The organism is Streptomyces tauricus (assembly GCF_014650955.1).
Classification (GTDB): Bacteria; Actinomycetota; Actinomycetes; order Streptomycetales; family Streptomycetaceae; genus Streptomyces; species Streptomyces tauricus.
The window spans coordinates 39,493-61,895 of sequence record NZ_BMVY01000017.1; the positions used below are offsets into that span (position 1 = coordinate 39,493).

General features: G+C 70.0%; 22 protein-coding genes. 6 read left to right on the forward strand and 16 right to left on the reverse strand.

Annotated features, from left to right (window positions below):
- Nucleotides 1-224 precede the first annotated feature (224 nt).
- A complete protein-coding gene (gabT, locus tag IE278_RS24260; RefSeq protein ID WP_189775376.1) occupies nucleotides 225-1,559 on the forward strand; it encodes a 4-aminobutyrate--2-oxoglutarate transaminase in 1,335 nt (444 codons plus the stop codon).
- A 573-nt stretch (nucleotides 1,560-2,132) separates the two neighbouring features.
- Nucleotides 2,133-2,873 carry a phosphatase PAP2 family protein gene (locus IE278_RS24265; RefSeq protein ID WP_189775377.1) on the forward strand — a complete coding sequence of 247 codons (741 nt, stop codon included), beginning with the start codon at nucleotides 2,133-2,135 and terminating at the stop codon, nucleotides 2,871-2,873.
- Here the strand turns inward: IE278_RS24265 and IE278_RS24270 are convergent.
- The 8 genes from IE278_RS24270 to IE278_RS24305 form a co-directional block, all read right to left on the reverse strand.
- A complete protein-coding gene (locus IE278_RS24270; protein WP_189775378.1) occupies nucleotides 2,861-4,672 on the reverse strand; it encodes a chitinase in 1,812 nt (603 codons plus the stop codon). The two genes, IE278_RS24265 and IE278_RS24270, sit on opposite strands and share 13 nt — an antisense overlap.
- A gap of 85 nt (nucleotides 4,673-4,757) precedes the next feature.
- Nucleotides 4,758-5,228 carry a hypothetical protein gene (locus IE278_RS24275; protein ID WP_189775379.1) on the reverse strand — a complete coding sequence of 157 codons (471 nt, stop codon included), beginning with the start codon at nucleotides 5,226-5,228 and terminating at the stop codon, nucleotides 4,758-4,760.
- A 172-nt stretch (nucleotides 5,229-5,400) separates the two neighbouring features.
- Entirely contained in the window at nucleotides 5,401-6,858 is a 1,458-nt protein-coding gene (locus IE278_RS24280) for an NAD(P)/FAD-dependent oxidoreductase (protein WP_189775380.1), read from the reverse strand.
- Between the two features lie 29 nt (nucleotides 6,859-6,887).
- The gene (locus IE278_RS24285; protein WP_189775381.1) at nucleotides 6,888-7,688 is read right to left on the reverse strand and encodes an ABC transporter permease; all 801 of its coding nucleotides are present in this window, start codon (nucleotides 7,686-7,688) and stop codon (nucleotides 6,888-6,890) included.
- Nucleotides 7,689-8,618 (reverse strand): ABC transporter permease, encoded by a 930-nt coding sequence (locus IE278_RS24290; protein WP_189775382.1) that lies wholly within the window; start codon nucleotides 8,616-8,618, stop codon nucleotides 7,689-7,691. It lies immediately after the preceding gene.
- Nucleotides 8,618-9,820, reverse strand: coding sequence for an ABC transporter ATP-binding protein (locus IE278_RS24295; RefSeq protein ID WP_373312071.1), 1,203 nt, complete (start codon nucleotides 9,818-9,820; stop codon nucleotides 8,618-8,620). The genes IE278_RS24290 and IE278_RS24295 overlap by 1 nt, the downstream gene beginning before the upstream one ends.
- On the reverse strand, nucleotides 9,817-11,061 hold the full coding sequence (locus tag IE278_RS24300) for a polyamine ABC transporter substrate-binding protein (RefSeq protein ID WP_189775383.1): 1,245 nt from the start codon (nucleotides 11,059-11,061) through the stop codon (nucleotides 9,817-9,819). Before IE278_RS24300 ends, IE278_RS24295 begins: the two co-directional genes overlap by 4 nt.
- A 50-nt stretch (nucleotides 11,062-11,111) precedes the next feature.
- A complete protein-coding gene (locus IE278_RS24305) occupies nucleotides 11,112-12,632 on the reverse strand; it encodes a gamma-aminobutyraldehyde dehydrogenase (protein ID WP_189775384.1) in 1,521 nt (506 codons plus the stop codon).
- A gap of 207 nt (nucleotides 12,633-12,839) precedes the next feature.
- Here IE278_RS24305 and ybiA point away from each other — a divergent pair, with 207 nt between their 5' ends.
- On the forward strand, nucleotides 12,840-13,409 hold the full coding sequence (gene ybiA, locus IE278_RS24310) for a riboflavin biosynthesis intermediates N-glycosidase (protein ID WP_189775385.1): 570 nt from the start codon (nucleotides 12,840-12,842) through the stop codon (nucleotides 13,407-13,409).
- A gap of 516 nt (nucleotides 13,410-13,925) precedes the next feature.
- On the opposite strand, the gene IE278_RS42370 is transcribed toward ybiA, so the two are convergent.
- A complete protein-coding gene (locus IE278_RS42370) occupies nucleotides 13,926-14,240 on the reverse strand; it encodes a DUF4190 domain-containing protein (protein WP_246570565.1) in 315 nt (104 codons plus the stop codon).
- A gap of 472 nt (nucleotides 14,241-14,712) precedes the next feature.
- Here IE278_RS42370 and IE278_RS24320 point away from each other — a divergent pair, with 472 nt between their 5' ends.
- The 3 genes from IE278_RS24320 to IE278_RS24330 all read left to right on the forward strand — a co-directional run bounded on the left by IE278_RS24320 (nucleotide 14,713) and on the right by IE278_RS24330 (nucleotide 17,935).
- Nucleotides 14,713-15,876: an adenosine deaminase gene (locus tag IE278_RS24320; protein WP_189775386.1), complete on the forward strand. Its 1,164-nt coding sequence runs from the start codon at nucleotides 14,713-14,715 to the stop codon at nucleotides 15,874-15,876.
- 25 nt (nucleotides 15,877-15,901) lie between these two features.
- The gene (locus IE278_RS24325; protein ID WP_189775387.1) at nucleotides 15,902-16,585 is read left to right on the forward strand and encodes a glycerophosphodiester phosphodiesterase; all 684 of its coding nucleotides are present in this window, start codon (nucleotides 15,902-15,904) and stop codon (nucleotides 16,583-16,585) included.
- Nucleotides 16,586-16,720: 135 nt separating this feature from the next.
- On the forward strand, nucleotides 16,721-17,935 hold the full coding sequence (locus IE278_RS24330) for a serine hydrolase domain-containing protein (protein ID WP_373312072.1): 1,215 nt from the start codon (nucleotides 16,721-16,723) through the stop codon (nucleotides 17,933-17,935).
- Nucleotides 17,936-17,972: 37 nt separating this feature from the next.
- On the opposite strand, the gene IE278_RS24335 is transcribed toward IE278_RS24330, so the two are convergent.
- The 7 genes from IE278_RS24335 to IE278_RS24365 form a co-directional block, all read right to left on the reverse strand.
- Complete coding sequence (locus IE278_RS24335) at nucleotides 17,973-18,599, reverse strand: PadR family transcriptional regulator (protein WP_189775388.1); 627 nt, start codon at nucleotides 18,597-18,599, stop codon at nucleotides 17,973-17,975.
- Between the two features lie 35 nt (nucleotides 18,600-18,634).
- The gene (locus IE278_RS24340) at nucleotides 18,635-19,435 is read right to left on the reverse strand and encodes an SGNH/GDSL hydrolase family protein (RefSeq protein WP_189775389.1); all 801 of its coding nucleotides are present in this window, start codon (nucleotides 19,433-19,435) and stop codon (nucleotides 18,635-18,637) included.
- A 122-nt stretch (nucleotides 19,436-19,557) separates the two neighbouring features.
- A complete protein-coding gene (locus tag IE278_RS24345; protein WP_189775390.1) occupies nucleotides 19,558-19,836 on the reverse strand; it encodes a gas vesicle protein K in 279 nt (92 codons plus the stop codon).
- Nucleotides 19,833-20,066, reverse strand: coding sequence for a gas vesicle protein (locus IE278_RS24350; protein ID WP_189775391.1), 234 nt, complete (start codon nucleotides 20,064-20,066; stop codon nucleotides 19,833-19,835). Before IE278_RS24350 ends, IE278_RS24345 begins: the two co-directional genes overlap by 4 nt.
- Nucleotides 20,067-20,069: 3 nt before the next feature.
- A complete protein-coding gene (locus IE278_RS24355; RefSeq protein ID WP_189775392.1) occupies nucleotides 20,070-20,963 on the reverse strand; it encodes a GvpL/GvpF family gas vesicle protein in 894 nt (297 codons plus the stop codon).
- A gap of 52 nt (nucleotides 20,964-21,015) precedes the next feature.
- Nucleotides 21,016-21,348 (reverse strand): gas vesicle protein, encoded by a 333-nt coding sequence (locus IE278_RS24360; RefSeq protein ID WP_189775393.1) that lies wholly within the window; start codon nucleotides 21,346-21,348, stop codon nucleotides 21,016-21,018.
- Complete coding sequence (locus tag IE278_RS24365) at nucleotides 21,341-22,399, reverse strand: SRPBCC family protein (RefSeq protein ID WP_189775394.1); 1,059 nt, start codon at nucleotides 22,397-22,399, stop codon at nucleotides 21,341-21,343. Before IE278_RS24365 ends, IE278_RS24360 begins: the two co-directional genes overlap by 8 nt.
- Nucleotides 22,400-22,403 lie beyond the last annotated feature (4 nt).

A 22,403-nucleotide genomic window follows, 5' to 3' on the forward strand; every position in this document is an offset into this window, starting at 1 on the left:
GGAGCGCGGCGATACGGACGCCCGGCCTCCTCCTGCCCTCCCCGACCGCCATCCCCGCCTCTCCGTCCTCCCCTCTGTCCAAGACGGACAAGCGGCTTCTCCGACACCGCCCAGATGGAGCATGCCCACCCCCCGGTCCCGGCCCTAGCCTGCGAAGAAGGAAGCCGGACATTCGAGAGAATCCGTTCGCAGTCAGCCGTTCGCACGACCCCAGGGAGCCCCTCATGAGCGCAGTTCCGCAGGAGCGCCGCATCGTCACCGCCATTCCCGGCCCGAAGTCGCAGGAGCTGCAGGCCCGCCGTACCGCGGCGGTCGCGGCCGGTGTGGGGTCCGTGCTGCCCGTCTTCACGGCGCGCGCCGGTGGCGGCATCCTTGAGGACGTCGACGGGAACCGGCTCATCGACTTCGGTTCCGGTATCGCCGTGACGTCCGTCGGCGCCTCCGCCGAGGCCGTCGTACGCCGGGCCGCCGCCCAGCTCCAGGACTTCACCCACACCTGTTTCATGGTCACCCCGTACGAGGGTTACGTGGCCGTCGCCGAGGCTCTCGCCGAGCTGACGCCCGGGGACCACGCCAAGAAGAGCGCCCTGTTCAACAGCGGCGCCGAGGCCGTCGAGAACGCCGTCAAGATCGCGCGTGCCTACACCAAGCGGCAGGCGGTCGTCGTCTTCGACCACGGCTACCACGGGCGCACCAACCTCACGATGGCGCTGACCGCGAAGAACATGCCGTACAAGCACGGCTTCGGCCCGTTCGCGCCCGAGGTGTACCGCGTGCCGGTGGCGTACGGCTACCGCTGGCCGACCGGTCCGGAGAACGCGGGTGCCGAGGCCGCCGCGCAGGCCATCGACGAGATCACCAAGCAGGTCGGTCCGGACAACGTGGCCGCGATCATCATCGAGCCGGTGCTCGGCGAGGGCGGTTTCATCGAGCCCGCCAAGGGCTTCCTGCCGGCCCTCAGCAAGTTCGCGACCGACAACGGCATCGTCTTCGTCGCCGACGAGATCCAGTCCGGGTTCTGCCGTACCGGCCAGTGGTTCGCGTGCGAGGACGAGGGCATCGTCCCGGACCTGATCACCACCGCCAAGGGCATCGCGGGCGGTCTGCCGCTGGCCGCCGTGACGGGCCGCGCCGAGATCATGGACGCCGCGCACGCGGGCGGCCTGGGCGGCACCTACGGCGGCAACCCGGTGGCCTGCGCCGGCGCGCTCGGCTCCATCGAGACGATGAAGGAGCTGGACCTCAACGCGAAGGCGAAGAACATCGAGGCCGTCATGAAGGCCCGGCTGGGCGCGATGGCCGAGAAGTTCGACATCATCGGCGACGTCCGCGGCCGGGGCGCGATGATCGCGATCGAGCTGGTCAAGGACCGTACGACGAAGGAGCCGAACGCGGAGGCGACCGCCGCGCTCGCCAAGGCCTGCCACCAGGAGGGGCTGCTGGTCCTGACCTGTGGCACCTACGGGAACGTACTGCGCTTCCTGCCGCCGCTGGTCATCGGCGAGGACCTGCTGAACGAGGGCCTGGACATCATCGAGCAGGCTTTCGCCCGTATCTGATCTGCACCTGACCCGCATCCGATCCGCATCTGACCCGCATCTGACCCGCATCTGAGCGGGAACCGTCTCATCGGATCCGCCGCCGGGGCTCCGGACCTGTCGCAGGAGCGGGGCGTGTGAAGAAGGTGTGCGAGGTGCATGGCGGGAAAGGAATCCGTCTGTCGGACGCCCTTTCGCTGTCGTAGGTTCTACGCAGATGAGAGATGCACCCCGCCCACAGGGGACTGTGGGCGACATCAGGACGGGGCCTCCCCAGCTTCGCCCTGGTCGTGCCTTCGCGCACACAACCGGAGCCTTGTGCTCCGGGTCTCCTCACCGATCGGACAGTCGCTCGCCCCAAACCCCCCGGGGCGCGCGACAACCCGGTCAGGAACCACCGAAGGGCTTGCACCTACCCCCCCTGGTGCAAGCCCTTCGGCGCGTCCGGCGCCGGCTGTGTGGCCCGTTCCGCAGCGGACGTCGGCTGCGGGTGCGTCGTGGCGGGCCGCGCAGTTCTCCGCGCCCCTGACGGGGCACTGATCAGACGCGGCGCCCCTGATCGGCCCGGCCGGGTATTCCTGGCACGCTGTGGGCATGACCAGCGCCCCGGACCGGCATCCCTCGCCACACGCGCCCGACAGCGACAGCGGTAGTGGCAGCGACAGCCACGGCGAAGACGAGAGCCCATCGGTCGCGAGAACCCGCGCCCGGGCGGTGGCCCCGCTCGCCGGCCTCCCCCTCCTCCTCTTCGCCCTCCTCACCTGGCAGGTCTCCGTCGACGGCCCGGTGCGCCGCGCCGACGAGCGGCTCGCCCGGACGGTCGAGGGCAGCCGCCTTCCGACGGGTGCCGCCGAGTTCCTCGCGGATCTCGGCAACATCGCGGTCGCCGTCCCGGTCCTGGCCGCGGTCGCCGCGTACGTAGCGTGGCGGGCGCTGCGGGCGGACCTCCCCCGCTGGTGGCTGCCCCCGCTCGCGGCCCTGCTCACCATGGCCGCCGTACCGCTCCTGGTCGTCCCGCTGAAGGAGGCCGTGGGCCGCACCGGCCCGCCCGGTATGGCGGGCGACGGCTACTACCCCTCGGGCCACACCGCCACGGCCGCCGTCGCCTACGGAGCCGCCGTCCTCCTCCTGCTCCCCTGGCTCCGCAACCGCTACCTGCGCCGCGAACTCACCATCGCCTGCCTGGTCCTGGTGGCAGCCGTGAGCTTCGGCCTGGTCCGCCGCGGCTACCACTGGCCCCTGGACGTGGCGGGGAGCTGGTGTCTGAGCGCCGTGCTGCTGCTGGGACTGGCGACGTTCCTGAACAGCGGCGGCACGGCCGCTCAGCCGAAGTAACCGTCGAAGTTCTTCGAGAACTCCCAGCCTCCGAAGCGGTCCCAGTTGATCGACCATGTCATCAGGCCGCGCAGGGCCGGCCAGGTGCCGTGCGGCGTGTAGGAGCCGCAGTTGGCCTTCTTCGTCAGGCAGTCCAGGGACTTGTTGACCTCGCTCGGCGGTACGTGGCCGTTGCCCGCGTTCGTCGTGGCCGGCATGCCGATGGCTATCTGGTCCGGGCGCAGCGGCGGGAAGACGTTGGCCGCGTCGCCCGCCACCGGGAAGCCGGTGAGGAGCATGTCGGTCATGGCGATGTGGAAGTCGGCCCCGCCCATGGAGTGGTACTGGTTGTCGAGGCCCATGATCGGGCCGGAGTTGTAGTCCTGGACGTGCAGGAGCGTCAGGTCGTCGCGCAGGGCGTGGATGACCGGGAGGTACGCGCCGGCGCGCGGGTCCTGGCCGCCCCACTTGCCCGTTCCGTAGTACTGGTAGCCGAGCTGGACGAAGAACGTCTCCGGGGCCATCGTCAGGACGAAGTCGTCGCCGTACTTGGTCTTGAGGGTCTTCAGCGCCGAGATGAGGTTCACGATCACCGGGGTCTTCGGGTTCCTGAAGTCGGTGTCGTCGGCGTTGAGGGAGAGCGAGTGGCCCTCGAAGTCGATGTCGAGGCCGTCGAGCCCGTAGGTGTCGATGATCTTCGAGACCGAGGAGACGAACGTGTCGCGCGCGGCCGTCGTCGTCAGCTGCACCTGGCCGTTCTGGCCGCCGATCGAGATCAGGACCTTTTTGCCGGCGGCCTGCTTGGCCTTGATCGCCGCCTTGAACTCGGCGTCGGACTCGACCCCCGGGCACTCGGTCGCCGGGCAGCGGTCGAAGCGGATGTCGCCCGAGGTGACCGAGGTCGGTTCGCCGAAGGCCAGGTCGATGACGTCCCAGCTGTCCGGGACGTCGGCCATGCGCGTGTAGCCGGAACCGTTGGCGAAGCTCGCGTGGAGGTAGCCGACCAGGGCGTGGGCGGGCAGGTCCGCGGGGTCGCCGCCGCCCGGGCCCGCCGCGGTGGTCGCCGTGACGACCGGGGACTTCGCGGACTCCCCGGCGGCGTTCACGGCGGTGACCTGGAAGGAGTACGCGGTCGACGGGCTGAGCCCGCCGACGGTGGCCGATGTCCCGGTCGCCGTCTGGGTCTTCGTCCCGTTGCGGTAGACCGTGTAGCCCGTCGCACCCGGCACCGCGGGCCAGGACAGGCCGACGGCGGTGGAAGTCACCGTGCCGACCGTGACCGCGGTGGGTGCGGCCGGTGGCTGAACCGCGTCTCCGCCGGGTCCGACCAGGGAGATGTCGTCGGCGTTATAGGCACCGGTGCCGTACCAGCCGTGCGTGTAGATCGTGACCCGGGTGGTGGAGGGGCCGGTGCGGAAGGTCGTGGCGAGCCGCTGCCAGTCCGGTGCGGACTGGGTCCAGGCGGAGACGTCGGTGGTGCCGGTGCCGCTCGCGCCGAGGTAGACGTAGGAGCCGCGGACGTGTCCGGCGAGCGTGTACTGGGAGTCGGGCCGGACGGTCACGGTCTGCGCGCACCGCGCGTTGTCGGTGCCGGCCGGGGTCGCCTGCAGCGCCGAGGCTCCGCTGCGGACGGGTGAGCCGACGGCGGAGCCCGCCGTGCAGGTCCAGCCGTCGAGGCCCGCTTCGAACCCGCCGTTGCGGGCCAGGTCCGCGTCGGCCGCACGGGCGGCCGACGAGAGTGCGGTGACACCCGACGCGGCCAGGACGGCGGCCGCACAGAGCGCGAGGGCGGATCTGTGAACGGGTCTGACGCGATCCACAAGTACCTCCTGGCGTGGGGAAATCGGGAGGATGGAGCGCGCCCAACTTGGTCCAGACCAATTGGGTTGTCAAGACCTCCGGCGGCTATCCGTCATCCACGCCTCGGTCACGGCGGTCGGTCGCCAGGCCGGCCGCCGCCTCGTGCATGGCCAGTTCCAGCAGCGCCGGGTCGGTGAGCGTGCCGGAGCCGTCCGGGGGGATCAGCCAGCGGACCCCGCCGGTCGAGCGCCCGGGATACGGGACGACGATCCACGTACCGCGGCCCGCCGTACGCACCCCCGTGCCCAGCCAGCGCGCGGCCGTCCCCGGCGGGACGAAGAAACCCATGCGCGCGTCACCGAAGTCGACGAGCACCGGCCCGGGTTGGTCGAGCACGCGGGACAGCACGTCGAGTGTCGGATAGCCGAGCCGGCCCGGCAGGATGAGCACGTCCCAGAGCCTGCCCGCCGGCAGCAGCGCGATCCCGGCCGGGTTGCGCTCCCACTCCCAGCGGCAGGCGTCGGGATCCGGCGCCCCCGATGCCAGCCACTCGACCGGCGTCCTGGCCTCCGTCATGGCGGAACCTCCCTCTCTCGTGTCGACGCTGGTCGCGTCACAGGGGAGAGGGAGGTTCGGGCCGGGCATTACGCGGCTTGGGTACGTCAGTTGGTGGTGAATCGGATCACGTGGCCGAGCTGGGCGTACGCCCGTGGATCGTGCGCGCGCCCGCGCGCCCTCAGCCGCGCGCTCAGCTGTCGAAGCCGAGACCCACCCGGTCCATCGTCCGCAGCCAGAGATTGCGCCGGCCGCCGTGCGCGTCCGCCCGGGCGAGGGACCACTTGGTGAGCGCGATGCCCGTCCACGCGAACGGCTCCGGCGGGAAGGGCAGCGGCTTCTTGCGGACCATCTCCAGCTCCGTACGCTCCGTGCGCTCCCCCGCCAGCAGGTCGAGCATCACGTCCGCGCCGAACCGGGTCGCGCCGACACCGAGGCCCGTATAGCCCGCCGCGTAGGCGACCCGGCCCCCGTGCGCGGTGCCGAAGAAGGCCGAGAAACGGGAGCACGTGTCGATCGCGCCGCCCCACGCGTGGGTGAACCGGACGCCTTCGAGCTGCGGGAAGCAGGTGAAGAAGTGCCCGGCGAGCTTCGCGTACGTGTCCGGCCGGTCGTCGTACTCGGCGCGCACCCGGCCGCCGTACGGGTAGACCGCGTCGTAGCCGCCCCACAGGATGCGGTTGTCGGCGGACAGCCGGAAGTAGTGGAACTGGTTCGCCGAGTCCCCGAGCCCCTGCCGGTTCTTCCAGCCGATCGAGGCGAGCTGTTCCGCGGTCAGCGGCTCGGTCATCAGCGCGTAGTCGTAGACCGGGACGGTGTACGACCGCACGCGCTTGACCAGGTTCGGGAAGATGTTCGTACCGAGGGCGACCCGGCGGGCGCGCACACTCCCGTACGGCGTGCCTACGGCCATTCCCGCGCCGTACGCCTTCAGGGTGAGCGCGGGCGTGTTCTCGTACACGCGCACCCCCAGTTCCACGCAGGCGCGCTTGAGGCCCCAGGCCAGTTTGGCGGGGTGCAGCATGGCGACACCCCGGCGGTCGTGCAGGCCGCCGAGGAAGGTCGGTGAGTTCACCTGCTCCCGTACGGCGTCGGTGTCCAGGTACTCGACGCCGTCGGCGAGGCCGCGCTCCTTCAGTTCCTCGTGCCAGTCGCGCAGTTCGGCCGCCTGGTACGGCTCGGTGGCGACGTCGATCTCGCCGGAGCGCTCGAAGTCGCAGTCGAGGGAGTAGCGGGCGACGGCCTCCTCGATGCCGTCGAGGTTGCGGGCGCCCAGTTCCTCCAGCTTGTGGATCTCGTCGGGCCAGCGGGTCAGGCCGTTGGACAGGCCGTGGGTGAGGGAGGCGGCGCAGAATCCGCCGTTGCGGCCCGAGGCGGCCCAGCCCACCTCGCGGCCCTCCAGCAGCACCACCTCGCGCCCGGGGTCGCGCTCCTTGGCGAGAAGCGCGGTCCACAGTCCGCTGTAGCCCCCGCCGACGACGAGCAGGTCGCAGGTCTCGGCGGCGGTGAGCGCGGGCTCGGGGCGGGGTTTGGCGGGGTCGTCCAGCCAGTACGCGAGCGGCTGGGCGTCGGAAAGCGACTTGGCCCAGTTGTTGCCGCCCCGGTTGTTCTCGGTCCGATTATTGTGGCGACTCATGGCGCTCGGGGCCATGATTTCAACTCCCAACAAATTTGCTGCGGTTATGCCTTCTGGCGGTTTCGGCGGTTGCTGATGACCATTCCGGCCAGCACGAACAGTACGGCGATGAGGAACATGGCCGTACCGATGACGTTGATCTGAACGGGTGTGCCGCGCTGTGCGGAACCCCAGACGAACATCGGGAACGTGACGGTCGAACCGGCGTTGAAATTGGTGATGATGAAGTCGTCGAAGGAGAGCGCGAAGGCGAGCAGCGCTCCCGCGGCGATTCCGGGCGCGGCGATGGGCAGCGTGACGCGCAGGAAGGTCTGCAGGGGACCCGCGTAGAGGTCCTGCGCGGCCTGTTCCAGGCGTGGGTCCATCGACATCACGCGTGCCTTGACGGCGGTGACCACGAAGCTCAGGCAGAACATGATGTGGGCGATCAGGATCGTCCAGAAGCCGAGCTGGGCGCCCAGGTTGAGGAAGAGTGTGAGCAGCGAGGCGGCCATGACGACCTCGGGCATCGCCATCGGCAGGAAGATCAGCGAGTTCACGGCGCCGCGTGCGCGGAAGCGGTAGCGGACCAGCGCGAAGGCGATCATCGTGCCGAGGACGGTGGCGCCGAGTGTCGCCCAGGCGGCGATCTGCAGGCTCAGTGAGAGCGAGCCGCAGAGGTCGGCGACCCCGCAGGGATCGGTCCAGGCGTCCGTGGAGAACCGCTGCCATTCGTAGTTGAAGCGCCCCTTCGGATTGTTGAAGGAGAACACCGTGACGACGATGTTCGGCAGCAGCAGATATCCGAGCGTCAGCAGACCCGCGATGACGACGAGACGGCGTTTGAACCAGCGCAAGAGGCCCATCTAAACCAGATCCTCCGTCCCGGACTTACGGATGTAGAGCGTGACGACGGCCAGGATTCCCGCCATGAGAATGAAGGAGAGAGCCGCGGCCGTCGGATAGTCGAGAATGCGCAGGAACTGCGTCTGGATGACGTTTCCGACCATACGGGTGTCGGTGGAGCCGAGCAGGTCGGCGTTCACGTAGTCGCCGCTCGCCGGGATGAACGTGAGCAGCGTCCCGGAGACCACACCGGGCATCGACAGGGGGAAGGTCACCTTGCGGAAGGTCGTGAAGGGGCGCGCGTACAGGTCGCCGGCCGCCTCGTGCAGCCGCCCGTCGATGCGTTCGAGGGAGGTGTAGAGCGGCAGGATCATGAACGGCAGGAAGTTGTACGTGAGACCGCAGACCACCGCGAGCGGGGTGGCGAGGACGCGGTCCCCGGCCGTGACGCCGAGCCAGCTCGTGACGTCCAGGACGTGCAGCGTGTTGAGGGCGCCGACGACCGGGCCGCTGTCCGCGAGGATCGTCTTCCAGGCGAGCGTACGGATCAGGAAGCTCGTGAAGAACGGCGCGATGACCAGGATCAGGATCAGGTTGCGCCAGCGGCCCGCGCGGAACGCGATCAGATACGCGAGCGGGTAGCCGAGCAGCAGACACAGGATCGTGGCGGTACCGGCGTACGCGATGGAGCGCAGGAACTGCGGCCAGTAGTCGGCCACCGCGTCCCAGTAGGTCGCGAAGTGCCAGGTGACCTTGTAGCCGTCCTCCAGGGAGCCCGTCTGCACGGACGTGGAGGCCTGGTAGACCATCGGCAGGGCGAAGAAGACGACCAGCCAGAGGATGCCGGGGAGCAGCAGCCAGTACGGGGTGAGGCGGCCCCTCTTGCGAGGGGGGCGCTCCTTCGGGGCGGGTGCGGGCGCCAGGGGTGGCGCGTCGGTGACGGTCGCCATCAGGCCGCCGCCCCCTCTTCCTCGACGGTCTCGATACCGGCATCGATGTCCTGGGCCGCGTCGAGGCCGAAGGTGTGCGCGGGGTTCCAGTGCAGGACGACCTCGGCGCCGGGTACGAGCCGGGGGTCGCGGTCGATGTTCTGGGCGTAGACCTCGAACTCCGGACAGACCGGGCTGTCGATGACGTACTGCGTGGAGACGCCGATGAAACTGGAGTCGGCGATCGTGCCGGTGATGCGGTTGCGGCCCGCCGGGATCTCGCCCGCCTCGTCGGCGTGCGTGAGGGAGATCTTCTCGGGGCGGACCCCCACCAGGACCTTGCCGCCGGTCGTCGTGGGCGCCGAACATCGGGCCTCGGGCAGGACGAGCTTGCCGCCGCCCGCCCTGAGGACGATCTCGTCGCCGCTCCGGGCGTCGACCTCGGCCTCGATGAGGTTGGAGGTGCCGAGGAAGTTGGCGACGAACGTGGTCTGCGGGTTCTCGTAGAGGTCGGCGGGCGCGCCGAGCTGTTCGACACGTCCGCCGTTCATCACGGCGACCGTGTCGGCCATGGTCATGGCCTCCTCCTGGTCGTGCGTGACGTGGATGAACGTGATGCCGACCTCGGTCTGGATGCGCTTGAGCTCCAGTTGCATCTGGCGGCGCAGTTTGAGGTCGAGGGCGCCGAGGGGCTCGTCGAGGAGGAGCACCTTGGGGGTGTTGATCAGCGCGCGGGCGACGGCGACGCGCTGCTGCTGGCCGCCGGAGAGCTGGTGCGGCTTCTTGCGGGCCTGCTCGCCGAGCTGGACCAGGTCGAGCATCTCGCCGACCTGCTTCTTCACCGACTTGATGCCGCGCCGGCGCAGACCGAAGGCGACGTTCTCGAAGATGTCGAGGTGCGGGAAGAGGGCGTACGACTGGAAGACGGTGTTCACCGGGCGCCGGTACGGGGGCAGGTTCGTCACGTCCTGGTCGCCGAGGAAGACCGTTCCGGAGGAAGGTTCCTCCAGGCCGGCGATCATGCGCAGCGTGGTGGTCTTGCCGCAGCCCGACGCTCCCAGGAGGGCGAAGAACGACCCCTGGGGGACGGTCAGGTCGAGCGGCCGGACGGCGGTGAAGGAGCCGTAGGTCTTGCTGATGCCGCAGAGGCGGACGTCGCCGCCGGCCTCCGCACTGTTCTTGGCAGTGTTCTTGGCACTGTTGTTGGTGGTCACGGTGATCACGCCCCCGTCAGCTTTGCGAACTTCTCTTCGTACGCCGTCTCTTCCTTGGTGCTCAGGGAGCGGAAGGAGTGTGACTTGGCGGCCATGGCGGCGTCGGGAATGATCAGCGGGTTGTTCGCCGCCGACTTGTCGATCTTCGCCAGCTCGGCCTTCACCCCGTCGACGGGACACACGTAGTTGATGTACGCGGCCAGCTGCGCGGCGGGGCCGGGCTCGTAGTAGTAGTCGATCAGCCGCTCGGCGTTCGACTTGTGCCGTGCCTTGTTGGGGACGAGCAGGTTGTCCGTGGACGTCAGATAGCCGCTGTCCGGGATGAGGAAGTCGACGTCCGGGCTGTCCGCCTTGAGCTGGACGACGTCACCGGCCCAGGCGAGACAGGCCGCGAGGTCGCCCTTGGTGAGGTCGGACGTGTAGTCGTTGCCGGTGAAGCGGCGGATCTGGCCCTTGTCGACGGCCTTCTGCAGCCGGGCGACCGCCGTGTCGAAGTCGTCGTCCGTGAACTTCTCCGGGTCCTTGCCGAGATCGAGCAGCGTCATCCCGATGCTGTCGCGCATCTCCGACAGGAGGCCGATACGCCCCTTGAGCTTGGGGTTGTCGAGCATGTCGGAGAGGGACGTCACCTCCACGCCGTCCAGCGCCTTCTTGTTGTAGGCGATGACGGTGGAGATACCGGTCCAGGGATACGAGTACGCGCGCCCCGGGTCCCAGTCCGGCGTACGGAACTGCTGGGAGAGGTTGGCGTAGGCGTGCGGCAGGTTGGACGCGTCCAGCTTCTGCACCCAGCCGAAGCGGATCAGCCGGGCGGCCAGCCAGTCGGTGACGCAGATGAGGTCGCGCCCGGTGTCCTGGCCCGCCGCGAGCTGCGGCTTGAGCTTCCCGAAGAACTCGACGTTGTCGTTGATGTCCTCGGTGTACTTGACCTTGATGCCGGTGCGTTCGGCGAACGTGTCGAGCGTCGGGTGCCGCTTCTCGCTGTCGTCGACGTCCATGTACTCGGTCCAGTTGGAGAAGTTGATCTGCTTCTCCTTGGCCGAGTGGTCCTCGGACGAGACGCCGGCGGTGTTCTTCGCCGCCGGGATCCCGCAGGCGCTCAGGGTCCCCAGTCCGCCGAGGGCGAGCGCGCCGCCCGTCGAGGCGCGCAGCAGCGAACGGCGGCTGAGCGAGGCCCTGCCGTTGCGGAGACTGCGCCGCACGGCGGCCAGTCGGGCCGGGGACAGTTGATCGGGCTCGTACTGCTCCATGCTCGTGGTGCCCTTTCGGGAGGTTTCGGCCTGGTCCGGGCCAATGGCGACTAACGGTCCCCGAAGATCGTGCGGTGCCAGTCCTTCCTGGCCACCGCGGTGTTGTCGAACATGACGTGCTTGATCTGTGTGTACTCCTCGAACGAGTACGCGGACATGTCCTTGCCGAAGCCGGACGCCTTGTAACCGCCGTGGGGCATCTCGCTGATGATCGGGATGTGGTCGTTGACCCACACACAGCCCGCCTTGATCTCGCGCGTCGCCCGGTTCGCCCGGTACACATCACGGCTCCACGCGGAGGCGGCGAGACCGTACGGGGTGTCGTTGGCGAGCCGGATGCCTTCGTCGTCGCTGTCGAAGGGGACGACCACCAGGACCGGGCCGAAGATCTCGGACTGCACGATCTCGCTGTCCTGTGCGGCATCGGCGACGAGGGTCGGCCGGTAGTACGCGCCGTGCTCAAGCCCCTTCGGGATCTCACCGCCGGTGACCACGCGCGCGTAGGAGCGCGCCCGGTCCACGAAAGCGGCGACACGGTCGCGCTGGGCGACGGAGATCAGCGGCCCGAGGTCGGTGTCCGGCGCGAACGGATCGCCGAGCCGGACGCTCTCCATCAGCTCCGCGGTCCTCGAAACGAACTCTTCGTAGAGGGGCCTTTGCACGTACGCGCGCGTGGCGGCCGTGCAGTCCTGGCCCGTGTTGATGAGGGAGCCCGCCACCGCGCCGTGCACGGCGGCCTCCAGGTCCGCGTCGTCGAAGACCACGAAGGGGGCCTTGCCGCCGAGTTCCAGGTGGAGGCGCTTGACCGTGGAGGTGGCGATCTCGGCGACGCGCTTGCCGACGGCGGTGGACCCGGTGAAGGAGGTCATGACGACGTCGGGATGCCCGACAAGATGCTCACCGGCCTCCCTCCCCGCCCCTGTGACGATGTTGATGACACCGTCCGGGATGCCCGCCGCGGTCGCCGCCTCCGCGAACAGCAGGGAGGTGAAGGGGGTCAGCTCGGCGGGCTTGAGGACGATCGTGTTGCCGGCGGCGATCGCCGGGAGGACCTTCCAGGCGGCCATCTGAAGGGGATAGTTCCAGGGAGCGATGGAGCCGACGACCCCGATCGCCTCACGCCGTACGTACGAGGTGTGGTCGCCGGAGTACTCACCGGCGGACTGCCCCTGAAGGTGCCGGGCGACGCCCGCGAAGAAGGCGGTGTTGTCGATCGTGCCCGGGACGTCGAACTCCCGGGTCAGCTTGATCGGCTTGCCGCACTGCAGGGACTCCGCCTGGGCGAACTCCTCGGCGCGGTCGGCGAGCACGGCGGCGAAGCGGTGCAGGGCGTCGGAGCGCTCGCCCGGCGTGGCACCGGACCAGCCGGAAAACGCCTCCCTCGCAGCCCCGACCGCCGTATCCACGTCGTCCGTGCCCGCCAGCTCGTACGTGTGGATGTCGTCGCCGGTGGCGGGGTCGACGACCGTGTGGCTCCGGCCGGACGTGCCCTTGGCCAGCCGGCCCGCGATGTACTGCGCGCCGTCCGCGAAGCGGTCCTGCGCCTGGAAGGGATGGCCCGGATTGTGCATTTCGCTCTCCTCCGCCGCACTCCCCGAACCCGAGGGGTCGGCGTAGCTCCAGCTCGATTTGAGTGCCGATCCTGACAGAGCAACGGTGCTCCAACAAGTGATTCCGTTGTTGCCATTTGGTTACGCGACGGAATCTGTCGACCAGGTGTCGAGTCACTGAGGAAAAGGCAGGACGGATTGTCAGTGGTGCGTGCCAGACTCGCATGCATGGGGGAGATCGAATCGCGCATCGACTCGCAGGACGCGCTGGTCAGCGCGGTCCGGGCGGGGAAGAAGATCAAGTACTTGTACTTCTGGGGGCACCGGCCGCGGGCGGACGGGCGGATCGGGTCGAGCTGCCTGAGCCAGTGGTGGCCGTCGCCGTTCACGGTGGACGGGGTGGAGTACCGCACGGCCGAGCACTGGATGATGGCGCGCAAAGCGCGGCTCTTCGGTGACGCGGAGGCGGAACGGACGGCGCTGGACGCGCCCAACCCGGCGCTCGCGAAGAAGGCCGGGCGGCTGGTCCGGGACTTCGACCAGGGCGTGTGGGAGCGGGAGCGGTTCGGGATCGTGGTGGAGGGAAGCGTGGCGAAGTTCGCGTCGGACGACGAACTTCGCGGGTTCCTGATGGGGACGACGGGGCGGGTGCTGGTCGAGGCAAGCCCCGTGGACCGGATCTGGGGTATCGGCCTCGCGGCGGACGACGCCCGGGCATCCGACCCGACGCGCTGGCAGGGCCCGAACTTGCTGGGCTTCGCGCTGATGACGGCGAGGGAGCGGTTGCGCTCCGCTTGAACGCGAAGGACGAGCGCGACTGTGCGCGGCAGCTCTTGCCTGGGCGCGCGGTTCCCCGCGGCTCGGCGGGGCTCGGACCCCGCGATTCCCTGCGGCCCGGTGAGGGCTGGCCGCGCAGTTCCCCGCGCCCCTAAAGGGGCACGGCCCCCGCCGGGTCGGCAACCCCGGCCAGGGTGCCGGGGCACGGTTGAACCGACGGGGGTTGGCCGTGCAACTCCCTGCGGCCCGGTGAGGGCTAAGCGCGCCGTTCCCCGCGCCCCTGAAGGGCGCGGCCTCACTGGCCGCCCGTCCTGGCCGCGCTGCCAGGGGCGGGTCCCGGCGTGGTCGGCGGCGCCAGGGCCTGGGGGTGGCGGGCCCTCAGCGGGGGGGAGGGTTAGAGCCCGTCCCGGGGCAGCGGGCTGGTTTCAGGGGCGCGGGGAACTGCGCGGCCGGCCCCCACTCCCCCGCACCCGTCCGCCCACCGAACCCGAACCCACCCGAAGGGGCGCGGGGAACGGCGCAAAGACCTCGGCCCCCTCACCTCACCGCAGTCAATGACGTGCTGAAGCCGTCGTCCCCGCTTCCCGAGTCATCGATCTCCGAGTCCGGCAGGACCAGAAACACCACCAGGAAGGCGATGCCCAGCGCGATCCCGACCGCCCCGCAGATGATCCCCGCCAGCGCCTGCCCCGCATTCGTCGCCTGGCCCCGCCGTGCCCTCGCCCGCCCGATCCCCCCGAAGACCAGCGCGAGAATCCCGCACGCGAGCGCCACCGGCCACAGACAGAACCCGACCGCCGCGACGATCCCGAGCACGAGCGACGCGGTCCCCAGCCCGTTGCTCGGCGCCATGGGCATCCCCGGCATGCCTGGCATCCCCGGCCACCCATAGCCGGGCCCAGGCCCAGGCCCACCCTGCACGGGGTAAGCCGGATAGCCGTAACCCGGCCCCGGCCCATGCGCAGGCCCAGGGCCATACCCGGGTCCAGGCCCGTACCCGTACGGCACCTGCCCCGGCCCGCCCGGCGCGATCGGCGGCGGGGGAACCGCCGAGGCCCCCGGCGCCGCGTACGGATCCGGTGCCGCGGGGAACGACGTCACGGTCTGCCGGTCGTGCACCGAGGCCGGCCCCGACCCGCCCTCATCCATCGGCGGCGCCCAAGGATTCGGCTCGACGGGCCGCTCGACGGGCTGCTTGCCCAGTGACACCTTCGCTGCGGGAGCGGCATCCCCGGGCCCGCGGTCCCGCGGCTCGTCGGCCGCCGCACCCGATGTCTGCGCGTCCTCGGACATGCGCGGAGTCCCCTCTGTCGTACGTGGCGTCATGCTACGGCCCAAGCCTCCCCCCGCGCGGGCCGCGGCCTACGATGATCCTCGAAGAACCGCACCACCGATCAGCCGATCACCCGCGCCCGCCCGCCGCACACCGACGGGGCGCCGTTCCTGGGGAGGAACCTTGACCGACCTGCACGCCTTCATCGCCGGACTGCCCAAGGCCGAACTGCACGTCCATCACGTCGGCTCAGCCTCCCCCCGGATCGTCTCCGAGCTGGCCGCCCGCCACCCCGACTCCAAGGTGCCGTCGGACCCCGAGGCGCTGGTGGACTACTTCACGTTCACGGACTTCGCCCACTTCATCGACGTGTACCTGTCCGTCGTGGACCTGATCCGCACGCCCGAGGACGTACGCCTGCTGACGTACGAGGTCGCCCGTGACATGGCCCGGCAGCAGATCCGGTACGCCGAGCTGACGATCACACCGTTCTCGTCGACCCGCCGCGGTATCGACGAGGGCGCCTTCATGGACGCCATCGAGGACGCCCGCATCGCCGCCGAGGCCGACTTCGGCACGATCCTGCGGTGGTGCTTCGACATCCCGGGCGAGGCGGGACTCGAATCCGCCGAGGAGACGGTCCGGCTCGCCACCACCGACAAGCTCCGCCCGGAGGGCCTGGTCTCCTTCGGCCTCGGCGGGCCCGAGATCGGCGTACCCCGGCCGCAGTTCAAGCCCTACTTCGACCGTGCGATCGCGGCCGGCCTGCACTCCGTACCGCACGCGGGCGAGACGACCGGCCCCGAGACCGTCTGGGCCGCGCTGACGGACCTGCGCGCCGAGCGCATCGGCCACGGCACCAGCTCCGCGCGGGACCCGAAGCTCCTCGCGCACCTCGCCGAGCACCGGATCCCGCTGGAGGTGTGCCCCACCTCGAACATCGCCACCCGCGCGGTCCGCACCCTCGACGAGCACCCCATGAAGCGGTTCGTGGAGGCCGGTGTCGTCGTCACCGTGAACTCCGACGACCCGCCGATGTTCGGCACCGACCTCAACAACGAGTACGCGGTCGCCGCCCGCCTCCTCGACCTCGACGAGCGGGGCCTGGCCGCGCTCGCCAAGAACGCCGTCGACGTCTCCTTCCTGGACGCCCCCGGCAAGGCGGCACTGGCGGCGGAGATCGACACGTACACCGCCGGGTGGCTCGCGCCCTGAGCCGGCGCACCAGCACAATGGGCCGATGCGTACCGTGACTGCCGTGGCCCATCGCGGCGACCCCTACCGCGTCCGTGAGAACACGCTCGACTCCTTGCGTTCCGCGCTCCGCCGGGGCGCGGACGCCGTCGAGATCGACGTCCGGCTGACCCGCGACGGCGTGCCCGTGCTGCTGCACGACGACACGCTGAAGCGGCTGTGGGAACGGGACCGGCCGCTGCGCTCGCTCTCCGCCGACGAGGTGCGGGGCCTGACCTCGGGCGGGATCCCCACGCTGGAGGAGGCCCTCAAGGCGACGGACGAGGGCCGGCTCATGGTCGACCTGCCCGGTCCGGCGGACGCCCGCGCCGTCCGCCGGATCACCGGGGTCATCCAGGACTTCGGCGCCGAGGAGCGCGTGTACTACTGCGCGGGCGCCGCCGCCATGCTCGCCGTCCGCGCGGCCGACCCGGCCGCCGAGATCGCCCTCACCTGGACGAGCCTCGCCCCGCCGCGGCCCGCGCTGCTCGACGCGATACGGCCCCGCTGGCTCAACTACCGCTTCGGGCTGGTGAACGGCGACCTCGTCGACCGGGTCCACAAGGACGGTTACCTGGTCTCGGTGTGGACGCCCGACACCCGGCGGTCCATGCGGCGGCTCCTCGACGCGGGCGTCGACTCGATCACGACGAACCGCGTCGACACCCTCCGCGCCCTGAGCCCGTCCTGAAGGAGTTCGCGCTACGTGCGGGACTCTCAGGGAAACCCCTGACAACACCCTTGCCCGGCAGGGCAGTTGCTCAGGGGTCGGCCAGGGTCGCCGCCCTCCGGGAGGAGGATCCGCGGGACGGCGTACGCCCGGAGGATGAAGGTCACCGATCACTCCGGGAGTCCGCTGATGCATGTCCGCGTCCGTACCGCCTGTGCCGCCCTCGTGGTTCTCGGCCTGACCGCGGGTCCGCTGGCCGGGACCGCCCTCGCCGCCTCCTCCCCCACGGCCTCCGTGCGGGAGGCCGTGGGGGAGCACACCGGGAGACCGGAGGCCGTGGACCGGGCCACCGCCCGGGCCTTGCGCGCCGCGCTCCAGGGCCTCCCGGACGACGACGCGACGGCCGCGCTCGTACGGGTGTCGGGCACGGACGGCGTCTGGCGGGGCAGCGCCGGGGTGCACGATCTGCCGAGTGGGCGCGAGGCGCTGGCGGGCGGGCGTTTCCGGGCCGGTTCCACGACCAAGGTCGTCACGGCGGCCGTCGTGCTGCAGCTGGCAGCCGAGGGCCGGGTGGACCTGGACGGGCACGTCCAGACCTACCTCCCCGGCCTCCTCTCGGAGGCCTTCGAGCCGATCACCGTACGGCAGTTGCTCACCTTCACCAGCGGGCTCAAGCCGGGCTCGTCACTGGGGGACGTGAGCGGCGAGGGGTACGAGCGGCGCTACGAGACGCTGACGCCCGAGGAGGTGGTGGCCGCCTCGGTCGCCCAGGGTCCCGCCGTCGGCCCGGGCAAGCGGCAGAACTACAGCAACATCGACTACACCGTGCTCGGCCTCCTCATAGAGAAGGTCACCGGCGACTCGTACGAGCACCAGGCGGCGGTACGGGTGCTGCGGCCGGCCGGGATGCGGCACACGTCCTTCCCCGGCGGCCCCGACCCGCGCGTCCACGGACCGCACAACCGCGGCTACCAGCGACTGGCGGACGGCAGGCTGGTGGACGCCACCGAGTGGAACATGTCGGACCGGTGGGCGGCGGGCGACATGATCTCCACGACGGCGGACCTGGAGCGGCTGCTGCACGCCCTGTTCCGGGGCCGGCTGGTGCCCCGGCCGCTCCTGGACAAGGAGATGTTCACTCTTCCCGACGTGCCGGGCGCCACCATGAGCGCCGGCCTCCAGCGGTTCGACATGGGCAACGGCAGGATCCTCTGGCTGAAGTCGGGGGCGCGCCCCGGGTACAGCACGCTCATCGCGGCCACCCGCGATCTGTCCCGCACCCTCGTGTACTCGGTCAACGCGACGGACGCGAAGTCGGAGGACATGAACCCGGTGGCCGAGCGGATCGTACGAGCGGCGTTCGGGGGGTGAGGGCTGCCCCCCCCGGGGGGGCGAGCCGGGGCGGGTCCTAGGTGTGCGGCGGACCCGGTTCGTCCGGGTGCGCGGGCGCGGGCGCGGGGCCGCCGAGTACCGCGACGCGCTGTGCGAGGCGTTTGAGGACGGTCTCGCCCCACTGGAGGTTCCCCCGTTCCAGGGCGATACCGCCCTGGAGGGTGAGGTAGGGGCCGATGCGGTCGGCGGACGCGAGGTGTTCGTCCTCGGTGCGGCCGGCCAGCATGCGTTCCCGCATCCGCAGATAGCGGGCGAGTTTGGCGGCGGACCGTTCGACGCGCTCGGCGACCGCGGTCCGTACGGCGTCGATGTCGTCGGTGTCCCCGATGTCGACGCACTGCACCTTGACCATCAGTTCGTCCCTGATGGCCAGGGGCTTCGCGGGGCCCTCGGTGACGAACGCGCGCAGAACCCGGCGCCCGGCCTCGGTGAGCGAGAAGAGCCGTTTGTTGGGCCGGCGTTCCTGCTGGACGACGCGGGCGGAGACCAGTCCCTCGCCCTCCATGCGCTCCAGCTCGCGGTAGAGCTGCTGGGGGGTGGCCATCCAGAAGTTGGCGACCGAGGCCTCGAAGCCCTTCGCGAGGTCGTACCCGGACGCCTCGCCCTCCAGAAGCGCGGCCATCACCGCGTTGCGCAACGCCATGAGATCAAGCTAGCACCGCGTTGATTGGTCGTTGATCAGTCAAGGACGCGACTATCGACGCGGACGGGAGGGAGCAGCTCCGGCCGCTTGGCCTGCCGGCCGTCGCCCGACGAACGCCCCTGGACCCGGCGCAGGAGCCAGGGCCCCAGGAAACCGCCGACCCAGCGCAGTTCCGCCCCGACGACCCGCAGCCGCGTGGGTACGGACGCGTCGGGCGGCAGGGGCAGCGTCCAGGTTTCGTCACTGCCCGGCAGGCCGAACGCGTGCGCGACCGCGGCGGCGATACGCGCGTGGCCGAGCGGGCTCGCGTGCAGCCGGTCCGGACTCCACAGCCGGGGGTCCGTCACCACCTCGTGGGCGGACATGTCCGCGATGACCACTCCATGGCGTCCGGCCGCCTCCCGGATACGGGAGTTGAGGGCGAGGACCCGGCGGCCCAGCGGCCGGGCGAGCGGGGTGAGCCGGCCGACGTCGGGAAAGGTGACCGTCGCGACGCGGGCCCCCTGCCCGGTCAGCGCGGCGAACATCGCCTCCAGGTGGCCAGCCACCTCGTCCGCGTCGAAGCGGGGCCGCAGCAGGTCGTTCATCCCGGCGACCACGGTGGCCACATCGGGCCGCAGCGCGAGGGCCGGCGGCAGCTGCTCGGCGCGCACCTGCCCTGCGAGGCGCCCGCGGACGGCGAGATTCGCGTACAGGACGTCCGGAGACCCCTTCGCCAACTCCTCCGCGAACCGGTCGGCGCACCCGCGCAGCCCTGTCACGTCGTCACCGTCACCGAGCCCTTCGGTCTGGCTGTCCCCGAGGGCGACGTACCGCAGATATCCGCTGTCGGACATGGACCGACCCCCTTTCGTCATAGCCCACTAATACCCTATTCACTTTGTTGGCTATGACAAGGGGCGGCAGGGACCCGGCCGGAGCGGGCGCGCTCGGATCCCCGGCCGGTCTCCTCGGAGACTCAGTCCCTGGGCAGCAGCGTGCCGAGGGGGCCGAGATCGAGATTGAGGTCCTCCGGACGCACTCCGTGCTGTTCACACAGTTCCGTCATCCGTTGGTCGAGCAGCATGAGTGTGGTGCCGATCTCGTCGGCCTGCTCGTCGCTGAGGTCGCCCTGCTCGATACGGCGGATCGCCTGGCGCTCCATCAGCTGCCTGAGGAGTTCGACCACGGTGAGGACGAGGGCGACCAGGTCGCGGCCCATCTTCTCGGAGTCCAGGTCCACCCGGGAGCCGGTCACAGCGGGCCGCCGTCGGCCCAGGGAGCCGGGACGCGTTCGTTGACGGACGACAGCAGGGCGTGCAGCGACAGACGTACCAGCGGAACGTCGGCGATGGCGATGACCAGATCGCCGCTGATCACCACTCCGGTCGCGAGGACGCGATCCAGCAGATCGACGAGCGGCACCCCGACGGGACCGCCCAGTGGCCCGGCGTCGTCCCAAGCCACCACATCGGCATCGTGCGTCACGCTCTACACCTCGCCGACGAACGAGTAGGGCACCCACGGTCCGGACAGCTCGATCCGTGCTCCGGTGCGTTCCCGCAGCGTCCGGGTGAGCCGGGCGAGTTCCTCGGCGCGGTGTTCCGCCACGAGATAGGTCGCGTTGAGGACCTGGACCCGCCGCTCCCCGGCCGCCTGAGGCTGCGGCCGCAACCTGCGGGAGGCCTTGGCGAGACCCCCGACTTCGGCGTCCACCGCCTCGGCGATGCGCAGTGCCTCGTTCTGGCCGCGCTCGCGGCGTTCCTGCGCTCCCCGTTTGCGGTTCAGATAGGCGAGGCCGGCTCCGGGTGCCGGTCGAGTCCGGTCGGCCGACGCGACCTGCCGGGCCGGCGCCCGCTCCGGGTCGTGCGGGTCGTCCCGGCGATCACGTTCGAGTCGGTCGCTTCGGCCCTCCCGCTCGTCTCGGCCGTCCCGCGCGTCTCGGTCGACCCGCGTGCTGGGCGGCGCGTACACCTTCACGCCCCATTCGGCGTGGTGCGCGATGCGTCTGAGCGCGGCACGGAAGCGGTCCGCCTCCTCGCCCAGTGCTTCTCGCACTCTCCGTTCACCGTGGTAGAGGGTCGCCATCGGCAGAGGAACCGTAGGGCAGCGGGCCGCGACCGCGGAGACCACGTCGTGGTGGGCGCGTGCGTAACGTTCCAGCTCACGCTGATCGGACAGGCGTGCCTGCCAGGCCTCGTCGGTGAAGTCGGCCGCCCGGACGGTCTGGACGATCGCCGTCAGGGTCCCCAGGGACAGCGTGCTCACGGCTGAGTCGTCGCTGACACCGGTCAGTCCGACGACGTCCGTCGGGTCCGGATCCCGGCAGACGGCAAACACGTAGATCGTGTCGGCATCCGACGTCTCAGGGCCGCGCTCCGTCATGTGCCTCGGTTCTCCTTGCTGATCGCTGACTTCGTACGGTGCCGCGGAACCGCTATCGGGGTTTTCTTTCCGGTGCCTCGGACTCAAGCTCCTTCAGCCGCTCACGCAAATCTCGGTTCTCCTCCTGCAGCGCGTCGCGGGAAGCACGCGAACTGAGGGCCGGATCGTTCTCCCACCAGTCGATTCCGGCCTTCTTCGCGGTGTCCACCGATGCCACGAAAAGCCGGAGCCGAATGGTGAGCAGTTCGATGTCGAGAAGCTCGATCTTGATGTCCCCGGCGATCACGATCCCTTTGTCCAGAACGCGTTCGAGGATGTCGGCGAGGTTGGTGGTCTGCGGGCCGGGCACGGGATAGGACCTCTGCCGGAAGTCGACATCAGTCACGACGCCGCCTCTGCCCTCTCCTCTTCGGCGGGGTTTCTTCTTCCTCTTCTTCCTCTTCCTCTTCTTCCTCTTCTTTCTCCTCCGGCCCTTCTTCGTCCTCGTCCTCGTACGCGTCCTCGGCTTCGTCCTCTTCGTCCTCGTCGCCCTCCGGCGCGTCCTCGTCCTCGTACTCGGATTCGGCGCCCTCCTCGTAATCCTCCTGGTCCTCCTCGTCCTCCTGTTCCGCCTCTTCCTCTTCCACCGCGTCCTCGTGGGAGACGACGACTTCTCCGTCACGGATCTCGCCGCGCCACCCCTCGGGCTCTTCGGTGCTGAGGGTGACGTACCGCTGGAAATTCTTGAAGTCGAGACGCATCCGGCGACCTTGTGCCCGCCAGAGATTTCCCGTCTTCTCGAAGAAGCCGGACGGGTAGTACTCCACGACCAGCACGATCCGCGTCAGCGTGGGGCCCAGCTCATGGAAACTGACCGCGCCGCGAGTGGTGCCCTTGGCCCCTTCGGAGGTCCAGACGATCCGGTCGTCGGGGATCTGTTCCTGGACCGTCGCCTTGAAACTGCGCGTCGACGGGCCGACCTTGACCTTCCAGTCGCTTTCGGTCTCGTCGTTCTTCGAAACGTCGCGAACACCTTTCGCGAAGCCGCTGAACTGGTCGTACTGCGTCCAGTGGTCATAGGCGTCCCGCAGAGGAACCCCCACATCGAGAACCTCGATGATGTTCATGACCTTGCCGCCGCTTGCCTTGCGTTTGCCTTTTCCTCCGCCGAAGGCTTCCTTGGCCTTTCCCACGACGTTGTCCTTGACGCCCTTGGCCTTCTCCGAGACGAAAGCCTTCAGGGGTGAGTCACCCTGAAGGACACGGGAGCCGATCGCGGGCAGCGAGCCGCCGTTCTGGGCCACGTCCGTGAGCTGCCCGGTGACGTCGGTCAGTTTGTCGCCGGCCTTCTCCGCCAGATGCTCGACCTGCGCCGCCACGAATCTGGACAGCTGTTCACGAAGCTCGTCCAGGCCCGACGTCTCTTCCGTAGACCGGTCACTCTGCTTCTTGGCCATGACT